The 15,224-nt window shown below is 37.1% G+C and carries 18 protein-coding genes; 3 read left to right on the plus strand and 15 right to left on the minus strand.

Annotated elements, in window-relative coordinates; genetic code table 11:
* Window positions 1-295: 295 nt before the first annotated feature.
* Window positions 296-1,102, minus strand: coding sequence for a cell wall hydrolase (locus MKY06_RS16310; RefSeq protein ID WP_013057892.1), 807 nt, complete (start codon window positions 1,100-1,102; stop codon window positions 296-298).
* Between the two features lie 362 nt (window positions 1,103-1,464).
* Between MKY06_RS16310 and MKY06_RS16315 the strand changes: the two genes are divergently transcribed.
* Complete coding sequence (locus MKY06_RS16315) at window positions 1,465-1,719, plus strand: hypothetical protein (protein ID WP_013057893.1); 255 nt, start codon at window positions 1,465-1,467, stop codon at window positions 1,717-1,719.
* A gap of 81 nt (window positions 1,720-1,800) precedes the next feature.
* Here the strand turns inward: MKY06_RS16315 and MKY06_RS16320 are convergent, their stop codons facing one another.
* The 12 genes from MKY06_RS16320 to MKY06_RS16375 all read right to left on the minus strand — a co-directional run bounded on the left by MKY06_RS16320 (window position 1,801) and on the right by MKY06_RS16375 (window position 11,471).
* Entirely contained in the window at window positions 1,801-1,965 is a 165-nt protein-coding gene (locus MKY06_RS16320; protein ID WP_013057894.1) for a hypothetical protein, read from the minus strand.
* A gap of 317 nt (window positions 1,966-2,282) precedes the next feature.
* Window positions 2,283-2,627, minus strand: a complete 345-nt coding sequence (locus MKY06_RS16325; protein WP_098277655.1) for a bh protein — start codon at window positions 2,625-2,627, stop codon at window positions 2,283-2,285.
* A 42-nt stretch (window positions 2,628-2,669) separates the two neighbouring features.
* Complete coding sequence (locus MKY06_RS16330; protein WP_013057896.1) at window positions 2,670-3,701, minus strand: zinc-binding dehydrogenase; 1,032 nt, start codon at window positions 3,699-3,701, stop codon at window positions 2,670-2,672.
* Window positions 3,702-3,706: 5 nt separating this feature from the next.
* On the minus strand, window positions 3,707-4,753 hold the full coding sequence (locus MKY06_RS16335) for a galactitol-1-phosphate 5-dehydrogenase (RefSeq protein WP_098238977.1): 1,047 nt from the start codon (window positions 4,751-4,753) through the stop codon (window positions 3,707-3,709).
* A 26-nt stretch (window positions 4,754-4,779) separates the two neighbouring features.
* Window positions 4,780-6,051, minus strand: coding sequence for a PTS galactitol transporter subunit IIC (locus MKY06_RS16340; RefSeq protein ID WP_013057898.1), 1,272 nt, complete (start codon window positions 6,049-6,051; stop codon window positions 4,780-4,782).
* 55 nt (window positions 6,052-6,106) lie between these two features.
* Window positions 6,107-6,391: a PTS sugar transporter subunit IIB gene (locus tag MKY06_RS16345; RefSeq protein WP_013057899.1), complete on the minus strand. Its 285-nt coding sequence runs from the start codon at window positions 6,389-6,391 to the stop codon at window positions 6,107-6,109.
* A 42-nt stretch (window positions 6,392-6,433) separates the two neighbouring features.
* Complete coding sequence (locus MKY06_RS16350; RefSeq protein ID WP_029322856.1) at window positions 6,434-6,730, minus strand: PTS sugar transporter subunit IIB; 297 nt, start codon at window positions 6,728-6,730, stop codon at window positions 6,434-6,436.
* 1 nt (window position 6,731) lies between these two features.
* Window positions 6,732-7,217: a PTS sugar transporter subunit IIA gene (locus tag MKY06_RS16355; protein ID WP_029322858.1), complete on the minus strand. Its 486-nt coding sequence runs from the start codon at window positions 7,215-7,217 to the stop codon at window positions 6,732-6,734.
* A 36-nt stretch (window positions 7,218-7,253) separates the two neighbouring features.
* The gene (locus tag MKY06_RS16360; RefSeq protein WP_289920654.1) at window positions 7,254-9,296 is read right to left on the minus strand and encodes a BglG family transcription antiterminator; all 2,043 of its coding nucleotides are present in this window, start codon (window positions 9,294-9,296) and stop codon (window positions 7,254-7,256) included.
* A 312-nt stretch (window positions 9,297-9,608) separates the two neighbouring features.
* Window positions 9,609-10,172, minus strand: a complete 564-nt coding sequence (locus MKY06_RS16365; protein ID WP_258303932.1) for an NAD(P)H-dependent oxidoreductase — start codon at window positions 10,170-10,172, stop codon at window positions 9,609-9,611.
* Between the two features lie 292 nt (window positions 10,173-10,464).
* The gene (gene lepB, locus MKY06_RS16370) at window positions 10,465-11,025 is read right to left on the minus strand and encodes a signal peptidase I (RefSeq protein WP_029322864.1); all 561 of its coding nucleotides are present in this window, start codon (window positions 11,023-11,025) and stop codon (window positions 10,465-10,467) included.
* Window positions 11,026-11,108: 83 nt separating this feature from the next.
* On the minus strand, window positions 11,109-11,471 hold the full coding sequence (locus MKY06_RS16375; RefSeq protein ID WP_225518887.1) for a nuclear transport factor 2 family protein: 363 nt from the start codon (window positions 11,469-11,471) through the stop codon (window positions 11,109-11,111).
* A 372-nt stretch (window positions 11,472-11,843) separates the two neighbouring features.
* On the opposite strand from MKY06_RS16375, the gene MKY06_RS16380 reads away from it, so the two are divergent.
* On the plus strand, window positions 11,844-12,500 hold the full coding sequence (locus MKY06_RS16380) for a DUF975 family protein (protein ID WP_013057906.1): 657 nt from the start codon (window positions 11,844-11,846) through the stop codon (window positions 12,498-12,500).
* A 115-nt stretch (window positions 12,501-12,615) separates the two neighbouring features.
* Window positions 12,616-13,029, plus strand: a complete 414-nt coding sequence (locus MKY06_RS16385; protein ID WP_013057907.1) for a DUF1259 domain-containing protein — start codon at window positions 12,616-12,618, stop codon at window positions 13,027-13,029.
* 147 nt (window positions 13,030-13,176) lie between these two features.
* On the opposite strand, the gene MKY06_RS16390 is transcribed toward MKY06_RS16385, so the two are convergent.
* Entirely contained in the window at window positions 13,177-13,947 is a 771-nt protein-coding gene (locus MKY06_RS16390; protein ID WP_098277660.1) for a DeoR/GlpR family DNA-binding transcription regulator, read from the minus strand.
* A gap of 156 nt (window positions 13,948-14,103) precedes the next feature.
* Window positions 14,104-15,216: a 2-aminoethylphosphonate--pyruvate transaminase gene (gene phnW, locus MKY06_RS16395; protein WP_289920656.1), complete on the minus strand. Its 1,113-nt coding sequence runs from the start codon at window positions 15,214-15,216 to the stop codon at window positions 14,104-14,106.
* Window positions 15,217-15,224 lie beyond the last annotated feature (8 nt).

Here is a 15,224-nt window from a genome sequence, read left to right on the forward strand (position 1 = left end):
TCTATAAGTCTAGTTATCTCCTCCTTCATCATATGTAAATGATTATCATTATCAATTGACTTTCTTTATCATATCATTATTCTCTAAATAATCAATGGTTTTCTCAAAATTTAAGCAAAAAAATACCTTAACAGATGGATCTGTTAAGGTATTTTAAGGTTCAATTAGACTTAAAAATCCAAACTATTAATATTAATAGTTTGGATTTTACTTTAACCAAGATACTTCTGTAGCAGACTCTTTGCATCAACATTACATATATATGAAATATATGTTATATTTGAGAGAAATATACTTATTTTGCAAATACATGGTTTCCAATAACTGCCGTTACTTGCTGCGTTGCAACCCATTGGCTTTCAGCGATTTTCGGATTATAGAAAAACAGCGCATCGTTTTCATGCGGGTTTGATAATGCTTCGCTTACCGCTCGTTTTGATTCTTCTGATGCAGGCTGATTAATTGCTCCGTTTGCTACTGGTGAAAATTGATATACGCCGTTTCCTAGCTGCTGATAAATAACGTCGTGAATGTTATTTGGGAATTCCGGTGAAGCTACACGGTTTAATACCACAATTGCTACCGCTACTTTTCCTTGGTACGGCTCACCTTTTGCTTCTGCCTCTACTAATCTAGCTAGTAAATCTTGATCTTGTGCAGAAACCGATGTAGACGGAGCAGTTTGTGCCGGCGCCGGTGCTTCTCCTTGAAGTTTTAATGTTTGTCCGATGGTAATGATATCACTTTGTAAACCGTTAACAGCTTTTAACTGATCCACAGTCATGCCGTTTTGTGTTGCAATATGATATAACGTTTCGCCTTGTGCTACTGTATGTACAGATGTTGCCGGACTAGCGGCAGGTTGTGCTTGTCCCTGGTCAGGAATCGTTAATGTTTCTCCAACGTAAATCATGTCGTTTTGGCGGTTATTAGCACCTTTCAGCTCATCTACCGTAACCCCATTTTGTTGGCCAAGCCCCCACAAGGTATCTCCTTTTACGACTTTGTGCGAAGCTGCTGCTGATGCTGTTCCTTGACTTGCTAGAAATGCTACAGACGCTGCAGAAGCAACTGCCCATTTTTTTACACGTTTTTTACTCACAAAAACTACCTCCTAAAATTTGAACCTGTTATTACCTTAGCACATAGATTCGCCTTTTCATTAAAAAAAACAGTAACATTTGTTCTAATTGGATTAAGTTTCTTACAGTGCCATTCATTATGTTACAACTTTTACATGACCCTTAAAGAATATGTAGAAATATGACGATTTCATTGCGAAACGAGCTTTTTATCTGTTTACTTACATTCCTCTTTCTGTAAAAAACTTGATTTAATTATGATTAATCGCAGAGATAAAAAGGAAAACAGCAGTTAAATAGAGAAATAGTGTAACTATTGAGGAATGGTTCAGCGCTTCTTTGTCAATTTACGTTTGTTTATTAATAAAGGAGGTCTATTTGGATGTGTGCAAATAAAATGTATGTGACGTATAACACGGAGAAACCGGCTATTACAATTCAAGGAGCTTTTTATCATACGGGAGGAACGCAGGAAGAGTTTTTGCGGGAATTCAAGTACTGGCTTGAATCTCACGGCTGGTCATTTATGGGCGTAACAAATGAAACAACGATGACAACGGCGAACAAAGAGTTAAAAGAAACGATGGAACAGCATAAAATAGAAGGCAAAAAAGTTCAAAGACTAGAAGATTTATAACGATTGCTTCTATGATCCTTCACACATGTCCAAACGCCAATACGTAAAAAAGCCTTTAGATGAGCTAAAGGCTTTTTTACATTAACGAGAAAGTGCGACCACCTTCTGATTTTCTACTCTCTCTTCAACAGGCTTTCTCATTTCTTTTTCCGTCCATACGCCAATGCGTTTTTGTCTTTTCCCAAGAGGCTGTTTTTCACATGCATAGCAAATTTCTGAAATATCATCAAAATGAGCTAACGACATCTTTATCCCTCCTTTTCTAAATATACACAGGCAAGTTAGTATGCTTCTTCCCTTATTTTCCAAAGCTAAACTGCTTCATCTTATATTTAAACAATTTATAAACAAACGGAATAAATAATTTCTACTTCATTATCATTTAGATTGTTTTATTTAGATATAGACGGGTAAACAAAAACTATCCCACCTCACACCCTGAAGTTTGAAACTGTCACGTAAAAAAGCTGCTTTCTATACATTAGATGTATAGAAAGCAGCTTTTTTATGTAGCTAGAAAAAACGCATTGATGCACCAGCTATAACAACAGGCAACCCGCCCTTTATTTTCTAGCAGTTCGTTTTTTGTAACGGTAAATAGTATGCATAGATTCATTAAAATCTTTCATTAGACGATAAGGCTTGCTCACTAACCTTATCGGAATTCCAGTTAAAAATCTATTTATATCTTTTTTATATTCTTTTGATACTCGGTTAGGTTTAGTAAAGACACGCTTGTAGACCTCTTTATAGAACTCTTTCAAAACATCAACTTTAAATACCATTGTACGCCTACATTCTTGACACTCTACGCGTACAATTTTGCCGTTAATATAATAAACGTGGTGAGGAAGCTCTTCTTTGCAACTGTTACAATATAAACCTGCTTCCATTTGGGTATCTTTCACACTTCCTCCCTCCCTGATTTACATTATTTATATAGTTCGTTTCTACGACTGAACAAGCACTTTTATTTCATTACCTGATAGAACGGCTTCGAATCCTTGACGCCAATAATCAAGAGGTACAATTTTAGTGATCATTTTCTCTGTATTAATTTTCTTTTCTTCAAGAAGTTTCAAAGCAATATGCCAAGAACTTGGTTTCTGAGAACGCGTTCCAATATATGTAATTTCCCTTTGAATGATAGATTCTTGATCTAAAAGGTTTAATTTTTCGGAGAAAATCCCTACTTGTACAAACGTTCCTTTTTTCTTAACCAGAGGCAACCCTTGGTTTAACGCCTGGACAGCACCTGAACACTCAAATAACTTGTCAACACCGTATCCCTTTGTATAGGTTAGCACAATTTCTTCTAAGCTTTCATTTTGGATATCTACAGTTACGTCGATTCCTAAAGACTTAGCTAACTCTAAACGCTTCTGATCTTTTGTTATACCTGCTAATATAACAAACGCTCCTTGTGCTTTTACAACTTGCGCTTGCAGTAAACCAATGGGACCTGGACCAAAAATTAATACTTTATCTTCTTTTTTAACAACTGTTTTTTCTAAAGCTGCATGAACGCAGCAAGCTAGAGGCTCAGTTAAAGCAGCTGCTTTTAGGTCGACTGCATCTGGTAGCACATGGACACTTTCCTCACGTGAAATAACATATTCAGCAAAGCTGCCGTTTATTTGTGTGCCTATTCCTTTTCGATGAGCGCACAGATTATAGTCTTTTTCTAAGCAATAATCACACTCTCCGCACGTCACAAATGTTGTTTCACTCGTTACTTTATCGCCAACTTTTACTTTTGTTACAGCTTCCCCTACTTCAACGACTATACCGGAAAACTCATGCCCAAGCACAACCGGCGTCTGGGAATTTTTATATTGACCTGTAAACGTGTGAATATCCGTACCGCATATTCCGGTATACGCTACTTTAATCTTCACTTGGTTTTTCTGAACTTCTAATTCAGGGATTGTTTTTAACAGCATCTTATCGTAGCCTGGCTCTACCTTCATGACTGCCTTCATTTTTTTCACTCCTTATTTGGAATTATTAACACTTTTCCATAAGCTTCTTCTCGATTAATAATCATATTAAATGCTTTTTGCGTGTCTTCTAACTTGAATCGATGAGAAATTAATTCTTTTAATCTAATCTTTCTATTTAAAATAAAGTCAACGCTTGTTTTCCACTCTTTCCCGGGAAACGGTGCAGAATAAGAGTTCCAAAAACCTTGCAATGTAAGCTCTTTTCTAAAAATACTCTCAAATGCTGCTTCAGATAAACACACATCTGAATAAGCAATACCTAAATATCCAACCTTCCCTTTTTTACGAGTAACGAGCAGGCACTGCTCTTGAGTGAAAGGGGAACCTGCACATTCGAGTGCAAGATCCACCCCTCTTCCTTTTGTATAATCATTAATTTTTTCAAGGACATTTTCATAACGGGCATGAATCACTTTTTCACAACCCATGGCCCTCGCTTCTGCAAGCTTTTCACTAGAAATGTCGATGGCGATGATTTCTTTTACACCCGCAATTTTCAACCATTGAATCGTCAGCATGCCAATGACTCCTGCTCCAAAGACCGCTGCAGTGTCTCCTATTTGCGGATGAATATTAAGTACTCCATGAAGCGCTACTGCTAAAGGTTCTATCATAGCTGCTTCTTCAAAGTCCATCTCTCCTACTTGGATAACATTTGAAGCTGGAATATTGACATACTGAGCAAATCCGCCAAATGATTGCGCGCCAATCATTCCGTAGTTTTCGCATAGTGAATACTGCCCTTTTTGGCAATATTCACATGCGCTGCACGGTTTAAACGGAATAGCAGCTACTCTGTCTCCAACGTTCAAATCTACTACTTTTCCCCCTTTTTCAACGATATACCCAGCAAATTCATGTCCCATAATGGCAGGCAGCGGATACTTCCATCTGCTTGTCATTTTGTGTGTATCCGATCCGCATATTCCTGCTGCCATTACTTTTATTTTGACTTCATTCGCTCGGCAGGAATCAATCCCAATATCTTGATAAATAATTTTATTTTTTTCATGTAGCACAGCCGCTTTCATTGCCTTACCTCCTGTTTATGCCTATTTTAAAAAATAGAAGCCCACAGCTGAGAGAATTTAAGAATAAGCCAGTTAAATAAGTTTCCTCCCATGTCTAAACTTGAAATTTGTGTTGCACCTTCCGGCATAGAAAACTGAGCTCCTGATAACATTTGCGTATGCACATCTGCAAAATTCGTTGCCATATAAAGTGATAGCGCTACCATAACAGTGCCCGAAATAAGAGAGTGTATAATATTCCCTCTTAATGAGCCCACAACAAAAGCTACATAGAAAGGAATGGTAGCCAAATCCCCAAACGGCAATACTTTATTCCCAGGCAGAATGACAGCTAAAAGTAATGTAATGGGGACAAGTAACAGTGCTGTAGCCATAACGGATGGATGTCCTACTGCAAGAGCGGCATCTAATCCAATATATATTTCACGATCACCATATCGTTTTTGAAGAAAAGAACGAGCTGCTTCAGAAATTGGAATAAGTCCTTCCATTAAGATTTTAACCATTCTAGGCATCAAAAGCATAACCGCTCCCATTGAAATACCTACTTGAAAAACTTTACCAAGGTCATACCCTGCTAATATACCGATTACACACCCTAAGATTAAACCCATCATCATTGGTTCACCGAAAATACCAAAACGTTTTTGAATAGATTCGGGATCTGCGTTCAACCTTTTAATCCCTGGAATCCTTGATACACCCATACCTACCAAAATACCAATTGGTCCAAACGCAGCTGTAGAGCCCGTAGGAAGAGAAATTCCTTCTAACCCGTAAAATTTTTGAACCATTGGCGCTGTCTTATCTGCTACAAATAAAACAGCAATTTCATACAGAACGGTACACAGTATTGCAAACCACCAGCTTCCTGTGACAACGTATCCTGTTGCACCAGCAGCGATAAAGTGCCAATAGTTCCAAATATCAATATCAAGCGTTTTAGTCAGTTTTAACAAAAGTAAAATAATATTTACAAACAAGCAAACAGGAATTAGTATAGCTGCAACGGGAGATGCCCATGATATTGCAGCGGCAGAAGGCCATCCTGTATCGATAACAGTTAGATTTAATCCAAATCGTTCAACCATTGCTTGTGCTGCTGGTCCTAAGTTTTTTACAAGTAAATCAATAACTAAGTTGATGCCGACAAAACCAATTCCTATTGTAATTCCGGATTTAAACGCTTTTTTTGCTCCTGTTTTAAATAACAGGCCTAAGATAAAAATGGCAATTGGTAAAATAACTGTAGGTCCTAGATTTAATACTGCTTGCACACCTGATAGAAGTTTATCCATATCCATCCCTCATTTTTCTTTTGTCATTTCCTAAAATGGAGGCAACGCGTGGTACCTATGCTTGTAAATGCGTCAGAATTTTTTGATCTAGTGCTTCCATGCCAATCCCTGTGATATAGGAGGTTGCGCTTAATGCTGGAATGCTGTACGTTGTGGGTAAAATCGTTGTCGATACAATTAAATCCGCTCCTTCTTGGCGAGAAGCTACTTCGGCAATTTTACACTGCACAACTTCTGCGTTAATGCCGTTGTCTTTTAATAAATTTTCTACTCGTTCACACACCACTGTTGATGTTGCAATTCCCGCTCCGCATGCTACTAATACCGTATATTTTTTCATTTTGTTCAGCTCCTAATTTATTATTTTAAATTTTCAGACTTATTAATTAGCAAAGGTTTTATTTAAGGCATCTATTATTTTTTGGTCCAGTGCTTCCATGCCAATCCCTGTGATATAGGAGGTTGCGCTTAATGCTGGAATGCTGTACGTTGTGGGTAAAATCGTTGTCGATACAATTAAATCCGCTCCTTCTTGGCGAGAAGCTACTTCGGCAATTTTACACTGCACAACTTCTGCGTTAATGCCGTTGTCTTTTAATAAATTTTCTACTCGTTCACACACCACTGTTGATGTTGCAATTCCCGCTCCGCACGCTACTAATACCGTATACTTTTTCATTTTACTTCTCCCCTTTTGTACTAATTTTTTCAACTCTTTTAAAAATAGCTTGAACATCCCTTTGATTTTCAGCCTGTAATAATTGCTCTATTTTTTGCTGATCTTGAATTGCTTGCATCAGCTCCTGAAGTACTGTTAACTGGGTGTGAGGCTGGTTTAACCCTAATAGAAGCACAATGCGCACATCCACTTTTTTTGTATTATCATCCATTAAATAAAACGATACAGGTTTTTGTAAGGTAACAACACTAATAAATTGTTCAAAAACGTGCTCTGGATCTGTATGAGGAATTGCTACACTGTAATCGCCTATTTGGAGGCCTGTCGGAAAAGATGCTTCTCTTTCTTTAATTTTTGTCAGAAAGTTTTCACTGACATACCCTTTGCCAAATGCCTCTTTGTACACCATTTCAAAAATATCGGCTTGATCTTTACATACACTATTCAACTTCAATAACTCTTCTTTTAAAAAAGGCTGTAATGTCACGATTGTATCCTCCTTGCTATACATTCTGTACCATGATTAGATAGAGTGCGTTTTAATTATTTCATAGATTTTGTATTTTTCATTTAGCTGTTTCATCTCATTTATTACCCCGTTCATTTCCGCTAACTTCATCAGCTGCAGCATAGCGTTTAAATGTTTCTTTTTATCAATAGCTGCGATAACAACAATAAAATGAACTTTTTGCTCTCCGCACAATAAGCCTTCTTTTAACTTAAGTAAGCTCATGCCTACTGCTTGAACACCATCCTCAGGGCTTGCGTGAGGTATTGCAACATTAAGTCTTAGTACAATATGTGGAGACATAGACGGATATTGTTCCTGCATTTTATCAATATAAGCTTCAGTAATAATACCTTTATGTAAAAGCGGGGCAGCGGCTATTGAAATAGCTTCCTTCCAGCTTTCCACTTGATCGCGCAGCACAATTGTTTCGGGTGTAATTAAATCTGCTAAACTGTATTCTTGATTTTTACTTGTTTCGTTTAATACTTGGAGAGAAAAATAATCTTGCAGTGCTTTTTGAAGTTGAGACTTCTGATCAACTTTTGCGTATTTTTCAATGACACTTATTAACTGTTCAATGTTTACCACGGATGTATTTAAACCGAATATGGTTTGAATGACTCGCTGCCGAAGCTGCAACTTTTGAAAATCGGTAATAAATTGTTCCACAATAAATAAATGTTTAGAAGTCTGAACAGGAACAGGAGAAAATACCATATCAAATTCTGCTTTTGATTGCTCAAATTCTCGAATCGAAAGAGCTTCGTAGAAATAAAACTCTGGAAATAAATCACGCAGCGTGTGCTCCATCAAATGTGAAATGGATACCCCGTTAGGACAAACAACAACCGCTCGCTTTTTAAGCTGTATTGTTTCGCCACTGTTAATTAAATGTCCGCCAATAAAAACGGTAATAAACATCACTTCGCTTTCAGGAATAGAGCAGCCAATATAAGTTTCAAAAGGCTTTAATGAGTCTTTTACAATGTAGTGAATGGCTTCGAACTCTTCACTAACTTTTTCAATTATTGAATAGTTAGTAGTTAGCTGATATTTAATGCGGTAGTAAGCTGGTTTCATATGCAGCACTAATTTTTGAAGCAGCTTCTCTTTTTCTTTAAAAGTGATACATGCTTTTTTCTCAAATAACGCAAGGCTGCTTTTTAATGAAGATTTTAATTCAAGAGTTTCTTCCTCTCTTAAAAATTGGGAGGATAGAACGTTAGAAGTAAGCAATTGTAATGTAATAAATAAACGTTCTTCCTTTGGGATGCAAGCAGCATCTTCAATTAAAATTTCGGCAGCTTCAAACTCTTTTGTATCCGACAGTTCTTCATAGTCGATATGATAAGAATCTTTAATTAAGTTTCCTTTTTTAATTCGTTTTAGCAAAATAGCTATTGTATATGGAAGAAGTTTTATTTTTTGATCGATAAATTGAAGTGCTAAACGCTTTTCTACTTTTTCCATTTGCTCTTTTAATCTCTGAATTTCTTCTCTTGAAGTTCCTGTATACGCCTGAATATACGTCTCGCCTTGATACATGTCATAGACGGTCCGCAGTACTTCAATAAGCAGCTTCCTTTTATTCCACTCACTTCCTACTATGTCGTATCCATACATTCGCGAATAAACAATTTCAAGATGATAACCATTTACAATTTTCTGTGTATATTTCATATCTCTTAATACCGTATTCTTACTCACTGATAGCGAGCTAGAGAAATGAAGTAAAGATAATTCTTCTTCGCTACTTAATAGCATAAGCAAAACCAATTGAGCTCTTTCTTTTTCAGACGGAATATAACTTCCAGCAGAGTGTTCGACTTTTTCAGCAAACAGTTCCATTAGAAGAGGATCAATAATAAATTTCCCCCCGTTCGTTCGCTGAATTTTCGGATAGTTATTACTCTTTAACCAGTCATTAATTTTTGTAAAGCTGTAGCTAATCTGCCTCCGTGAAAGATGATACTTTCTCTCTAATTCCGTATTGGAAATACCTGGATTACTAACCACTCGTTTTAAAATTAAACTGCTCCTTTCATCTAGATGCATCAATTGCTCCCCCCTTGCTTAAATTTATTCTATCACTGATCTCTACCAAAATGTTTGCGCTTTCATTACCACTTCTGGTCCAATTATTGTGCAACTTGATGGTTAACTCTTCCTTACCATTGTAGACATTTCGCTAGTGCTCAGAAAGAAAAAGAAAAACTGTTTTTGACTACGATTTTTGCGTCAAAGTGAATAAAAAAACCCGACTGTTTAGTCAGGTTTTTTGTAGATATCGATTTTTATAGGGAAGGGTTCCTAAGTCTTTAAAGATTTTAGGAATCCCCCACTTCAGGCTTGCTAAGTGGGGGTAGTTCAATGGTGCTCTCCTATTCCAAATACTTCTGCTACATGATTTTCTAATTTATGCTTGTAGTGATCAATGTTTGGATGTTTGACTACATCATGAATAGTGTACGTTGGAAGTGGGCTCATACCGACGTACTGATTCATTTTATGCAAATGCATAATGGCTTCATCTAAACTTTTTCCTTCATAGAAAGCTTCGTCATTGTCGAAAATAGCTTCCGGCGCATTCCATGTAAGCGAAAACATGTATTTTTTTTCCGTTAATAAACCGCCTCGCCCGTATTGACTGGAGCCTTTAAAGAAAATGTTATCCATATACACGCGATCAATATATTGCTTAAACTTTCCGGGAATGCTGAACCAGTAAATAGGCGTCTGCATAATCACAACATCAGCCCATAGCCACTTTTCAATTTCTTCTTCTACTTCGTAGCCTTTATCAACCACCGTTGTTTTAATGTCAAATTGATCAGTGAGTAAATGCTGCATTGCGTTAAAAATCGTCTGATTTAACTCTCCTTTTGACTTTTTATAATACTCGTGTCCATTAATGATTAATACGTTTTTCATGCTGACCTGCTCCTTTCCAAAATCCTTGCTTCTTTATCTTCATATATCTGTATACCCATAAAAACTACTTACCTATCAGTACCACCTCTTACTTTGAAGTAACATAGGTACCTAGAAGTCCCTTTTTAAACACCCTTATGATTTCCTAAACAAAGAAAAAAACAAGGTCTAATTTACTAATTCTTTAGAAGATGTTTAACTTGCATAAAGCAAATCGTTTTTTTTAAATCAGTTCTTTTAACCCAATAAAAAAGACTGGCGAATTAAATTCCGCCAGCCTTTTTCCCTTTTTTTATTTCGGTTCGCCTACTTCATTTAACGGATAGTAGCGAAACTGCACCTTTCCGATAACTGATTTTTGTGGAATGAAGCCAAATGCTCGTCCATCATGACTTACAGGACGGTTGTCCCCCATTACAAACAGTGAATTTTTCGGTACCTTCACTTTGCCATCAGTTGCAGGCAGCGTTTGAAGCGTAAAATCTTCCGTGAATTTTTCATTAGGTGCAAGAGATTTTTTAGATTCTTTTAAATACGGCTCTTTATAAGCTTTACCGTTAATATATAGAACGTCGTTTTTCATTTCTACCGTATCTCCTGGCAAGCCGATTACACGTTTAATATAATTTTCATCTGCATCCGGTGCATGAAATACAATCATATCAAAGCGATCAACATCACTGATTTTATTTAAAATGACGCGGTTTGAATCTTCAAACGTTGGATACATCGATTCACCGTGAACCGTAGTTGGCGCAAATAAAAAATGGCGAACTCCCACTACAATAACCAATGCAATAACAATGGACTTAAGCCATGAAAACACTTCTTTTTTTACGTTATTTTTGCTCATCTCAAAACATCCCTTACGTCAAAATATACTTTCATCATAGCATCAAATAGAGGGAAAGTATAATAATAACCGAATAATCTTATTTATTGATCATCGTTTGTCACTGTGCCTTGATGGAAAAACAAACGCCACTTTTCTTCTCTTTTTCGCCAAATAGAACTGCGAAGCGTCTTTTTTTCTGCCGTATGGTTCATAAGATGATAGGTAGTTAATACGCAGTCTGAAGACAATACGTCTACATGAAAATGAGAGATTTCGAATACATCTGGCGAGAGTACATGATTGTTATTGTAATTTTTTCGTTTCCATACCCTGCCCGAGCTGCCAAACTCCACGTAATCATCTGAAAGAATGTTTGAAAGCTCTTTAGCAGAGGTTCGTACTTCTGATTTTAAGTGCATGCATTCTAATTCATAAAATATTTGGGTGATATTCGCTGTTTCCACTTTTACAGTCTCCTCTCATTCTGTCTTATATTCATTATAAAGGTATACTGCAGTTTTCACTTAAACAAATAACACCCTTATCTAAATAGATAGGGGTGTTATTTGTTTAGCTAACGCTATAGCCTTTCTTCTTACCTGCAATCCAATCGCTAATCATTTTCACTACAATACATCCATCTTCTTCAAAAGCAGATTGTACCTATTTAGCGATTTCTATCTGTCTAGTAAAAATTTTTCACAGGAGCTTTGCTTTTCATCTCAGAACCTATTGACTATTATTTTCATTTCATACAAAATTAACAATTGTGCATGGTTTACATGTTAATACGAGCAAAAAAGGTACATATTTTGCAACATTAAAGGAGGAACAACATGAACATCGGTACGATTAAAAGAGAAGCTAAAGCTTCTTTGAAAAATCGCTGGGGACTAGCGATTTTACTTACGGTGGTGACGTACGGAGTATATACGCTTCTGCCTATTCCATTTGAAATTGTGGCAAGCGGCGGCTATGACAATTGGATGAAAGATGAATCTGATTCGGCGTCATGGATTTCAACTGCCTTTGCTATTGTCTTTTCGCCTCTTCTCATGGCGAACTACTGGGCATTTTTAGGTTTAGCGCGAGGTGAATCTGTCCAATTGGGACATTTGTTCAAAACATTCCAAGACTTCGGTCTTTATGTAAAGTCATTAGGGATTTATGTACTTATGACTCTTTATGTGATGCTGTGGTCACTGCTTTTACTGATTCCTGGAATTATCAAAGCACTGGCATATTCACAAACGTACTATATTTGTAAAGACAATCCTACTTACTCGATGAATCAAGCGATTACAGAAAGCCGCAGGTTGATGAATGGTTACAAAGGACAGTACTTCCTGCTGCTGCTAAGCTTTCTTGGCTGGTTTTTATTAAGTATTATTACACTAGGAATCGGCTTTTTATGGTCTATTCCATACCTTTCTGCTTCACTTGCCCGTTTTTATGAAAATTTGTTAAACGAACGCTCATCGCATGCTGAATAATAAAAAAATCCTCTTCATCGTGAAGGGGATTTTTTTATAAGAACACCGTTTGCATAAGTGAAGCTCTTATGTCATAAAGCTTACTAAGAGTATAGAAGAAAGGCAGGAGCTTATAATGTATACTACAAGTGAAATTTGTCAGCAGTTTGGCCAGATTTTAAACGCTAAAAGCAAAGTTAGTCCAACAGGATGCTCAGTGTCGCTTAAAAGAAGCTTTCAAGCTCATGTTCAAGGGCGAAAAAGCAGCTCTGTCGTTCCTGTTGGTGTATCATTTGAGGCGATAGACGCACAGGGAAACGCGTTAAACTTGGCTGAGATTGCTATTTTACAAGAAGAAATCCCTCGTTTTACAGAAGCTGCTGCGCGGCAAGGTCTTATCGTAAGCGCTTTGCATAACCATTGGCTTTTTACAGAACCGGTCCTTATGTATCTGCATATTCAATCTGTAGAGCCTCCTTTACATTTTGCAAAAAAAATGGCTTATTGTTTTTCAATGCTCAAAAGTCTTCCTGTTCCAACGAACGAATAATTTATTAAACGCATCTCTCGAGTACATTAGAGCGGTGAAAGATGTTTTTTGTACCTATAGATTATTAATATAGCTAAAAAAACCTCCTTACCTTTTAAGTACTTAACAAAAGGGGAATGTTTATAAAACATTCCCCTTTTGTTATTTTTAACATTTAATCCAGCTTGCATTCAAATCTCCCCAAGTTTCCGGAAGAGAAGCAGTGCATAAAATATAATCAATGTGCTTTAAAGAATCTATTTTGTAGTTCGCCTTCACTTCTAGCTTGGAATGATCAGCCAATACAATGGTCTGGTTTGCATTAGCGATGAAGATTTTAGACAGCAGGCACTTTTCTAAGTCAAAGCTCGTAATCCCAGCTTCGGGATGAAGGCCGTCAATTGAAATAAAGGCTTTATCTACATAAAATTCTTTTGCAACCCTTTCTGCTAGGGATCCAGAAGCCCGAAAATGTTTGCTTCTTACATGACCTCCTAGAAAAATAACTTCTCCGCTGAAAACCTGCTTGTTTTGGTAGTCGATTAGCATAGTCACAAGAGGAAAGGAATTTGTAATAACCGTTATATTAGAAATATTGACAAGTGACGAAACCATTTGCATGGTCGTGCTGCCTTCATCTATAAAAATAACGTTGCCTTCTTCTATCAGCTCAGCTGCTTTACTCCCTATTTTTTTCTTTTCTTTGCTTCTTATGACTTCTCGCTCAAACATAGGCGGCTCAGCAATTTCTGTTTCTATTTTCACGGCCCCGCCATACACTTTTTTTAACTTTTTTTCTCCTTCTAATTCTTCTAGATAACGGCGAATAGTCTCAGTCGATACATCAAAAGCGTGCGCTAAGTCGTTTACTTTGACTTGCCCTTGATGTTCAATCATATCTAAAATTGTTTTTTTACGTTGTTCTGCCAATAAAGACACATTATTGCACTCCTAACTCTACGAAAAAATTTGCTCATGTAAAGATGATATTTTTTTTCTTCATGCAGACCTTGCTTCTTTAACTCTTGAAAGATAGTATTACGCTAAATTTTATACTGATTCGCGAGAAATTTTGCCGGCACCGCCTAAACACGTTCATTGCTGAATCTCCTTCCTCTTCATTGTCGAATGAATCGCTTCTAGCAATCTTTCGATATCTTGTTTATGTACGTCTCCAATGTTTCCAATTCTAAAGGTGTCCACTTGAGAAACTTTTCCTGGATAAATGACAAAACCTTGTTTTTTTAAAGATTGATAAAACCCTTGAAATGTAAAAAAAGAATAGGTAGGGTAAAGAAAGGATGTAATAATAGGTGACTGCTGTTTTGATTGCAGCAGCGTATTAAACCCTAGCCTCCTCATCCCTGTCACTAGCAAGTGCTGATTTTCTCGATACCGCTTAAAGCGACCTTGGACTCCCCCTTCTTCTTCAAGTTCGAGTAGCGCCTGATAAAATGCCCGGACCACATGAGTTGGGGAGGTAAAGCGCCATTTCCCTTTATCCTTTTCCATCGTTTTATATTGATCATAAAGGTCGAGTGAAAGGGAACGGGCATTTCCTTTACATTTTTCAAGCTCATCTGTTTTAGCAATGACAAATCCGAATCCAGGAACGCCTTGAATGCATTTATTCGAACTGCTGATAAGTAAATCAATCTGCAGCTGCTCTATATCCATGGGTATACCGCCAAAACTGCTCATGGCGTCTACAATGGTCATTTTATTATAGCGCTTAGCAATACAACATACTTCTTCAATAGGATTTAAAATTCCTGTTGTCGTTTCACAGTGAACGACAGCTACATGAGTGATGTCTTCGTCTTCTTGAAGCATTCGTTCAATCACATCTGTATCAAAAGACTCAGTTTCATTTACTTTATATACAGTGTTATTAATTCCGATTGCTTCACACATATGAACCATTCTTAAGCCGTAAGCTCCATTTGCTGCTATCAGGATTTTCCCTTCGACTCTCGGTACGAACGTTCCGATGGCTGCTTCTACACAAAACGTGCCGCTTCCCTGCATTAACACAGCAGTGTATAAAGAAGACGCCGTTGCCAGCTTGACTAAACGCTTTCTTATATCTTGGACGAGATTATTATATTCATCATCCCATGTACACCAATCTTTCAGCATCGTTTCGCGAACCGAAGCTGTCGTAGATAATGGACCTGGAGTTAAAAGCAAATATGGATTTTTCATGATAATCCTCC

Source organism: Priestia sp. FSL P4-0332 (assembly GCF_038005845.1).
Taxonomy (GTDB): Bacteria; Bacillota; Bacilli; order Bacillales; family Bacillaceae_H; genus Priestia.

Bases quoted from the DNA above. Each gene is read 5' to 3' on its own strand.
- MKY06_RS16335 (WP_098238977.1), bottom strand. From the start codon at position 4,753: ATGAAAGCGGCTGTGCTACATGAAAAAAATAAAATTATTTATCAAGAT.
- MKY06_RS16330 (WP_013057896.1), bottom strand. From the start codon at position 3,701: ATGAAGGCAGTCATGAAGGTAGAGCCAGGCTACGATAAGATGCTGTTA.
- MKY06_RS16340 (WP_013057898.1), bottom strand. From the start codon at position 6,051: ATGGATAAACTTCTATCAGGTGTGCAAGCAGTATTAAATCTAGGACCT.
- MKY06_RS16315 (WP_013057893.1), top strand. From the start codon at position 1,465: ATGTGTGCAAATAAAATGTATGTGACGTATAACACGGAGAAACCGGCT.
- lepB (WP_029322864.1), bottom strand. From the start codon at position 11,025: ATGAGCAAAAATAACGTAAAAAAAGAAGTGTTTTCATGGCTTAAGTCC.
- MKY06_RS16365 (WP_258303932.1), bottom strand. From the start codon at position 10,172: ATGAAAAACGTATTAATCATTAATGGACACGAGTATTATAAAAAGTCA.
- MKY06_RS16380 (WP_013057906.1), top strand. From the start codon at position 11,844: ATGAACATCGGTACGATTAAAAGAGAAGCTAAAGCTTCTTTGAAAAAT.
- MKY06_RS16320 (WP_013057894.1), bottom strand. From the start codon at position 1,965: ATGTCGTTAGCTCATTTTGATGATATTTCAGAAATTTGCTATGCATGT.
- MKY06_RS16350 (WP_029322856.1), bottom strand. From the start codon at position 6,730: ATGAAAAAGTATACGGTATTAGTAGCGTGCGGAGCGGGAATTGCAACA.
- MKY06_RS16385 (WP_013057907.1), top strand. From the start codon at position 12,616: ATGTATACTACAAGTGAAATTTGTCAGCAGTTTGGCCAGATTTTAAAC.
- MKY06_RS16345 (WP_013057899.1), bottom strand. From the start codon at position 6,391: ATGAAAAAATATACGGTATTAGTAGCATGCGGAGCGGGAATTGCAACA.
- MKY06_RS16360 (WP_289920654.1), bottom strand. From the start codon at position 9,296: ATGCATCTAGATGAAAGGAGCAGTTTAATTTTAAAACGAGTGGTTAGT.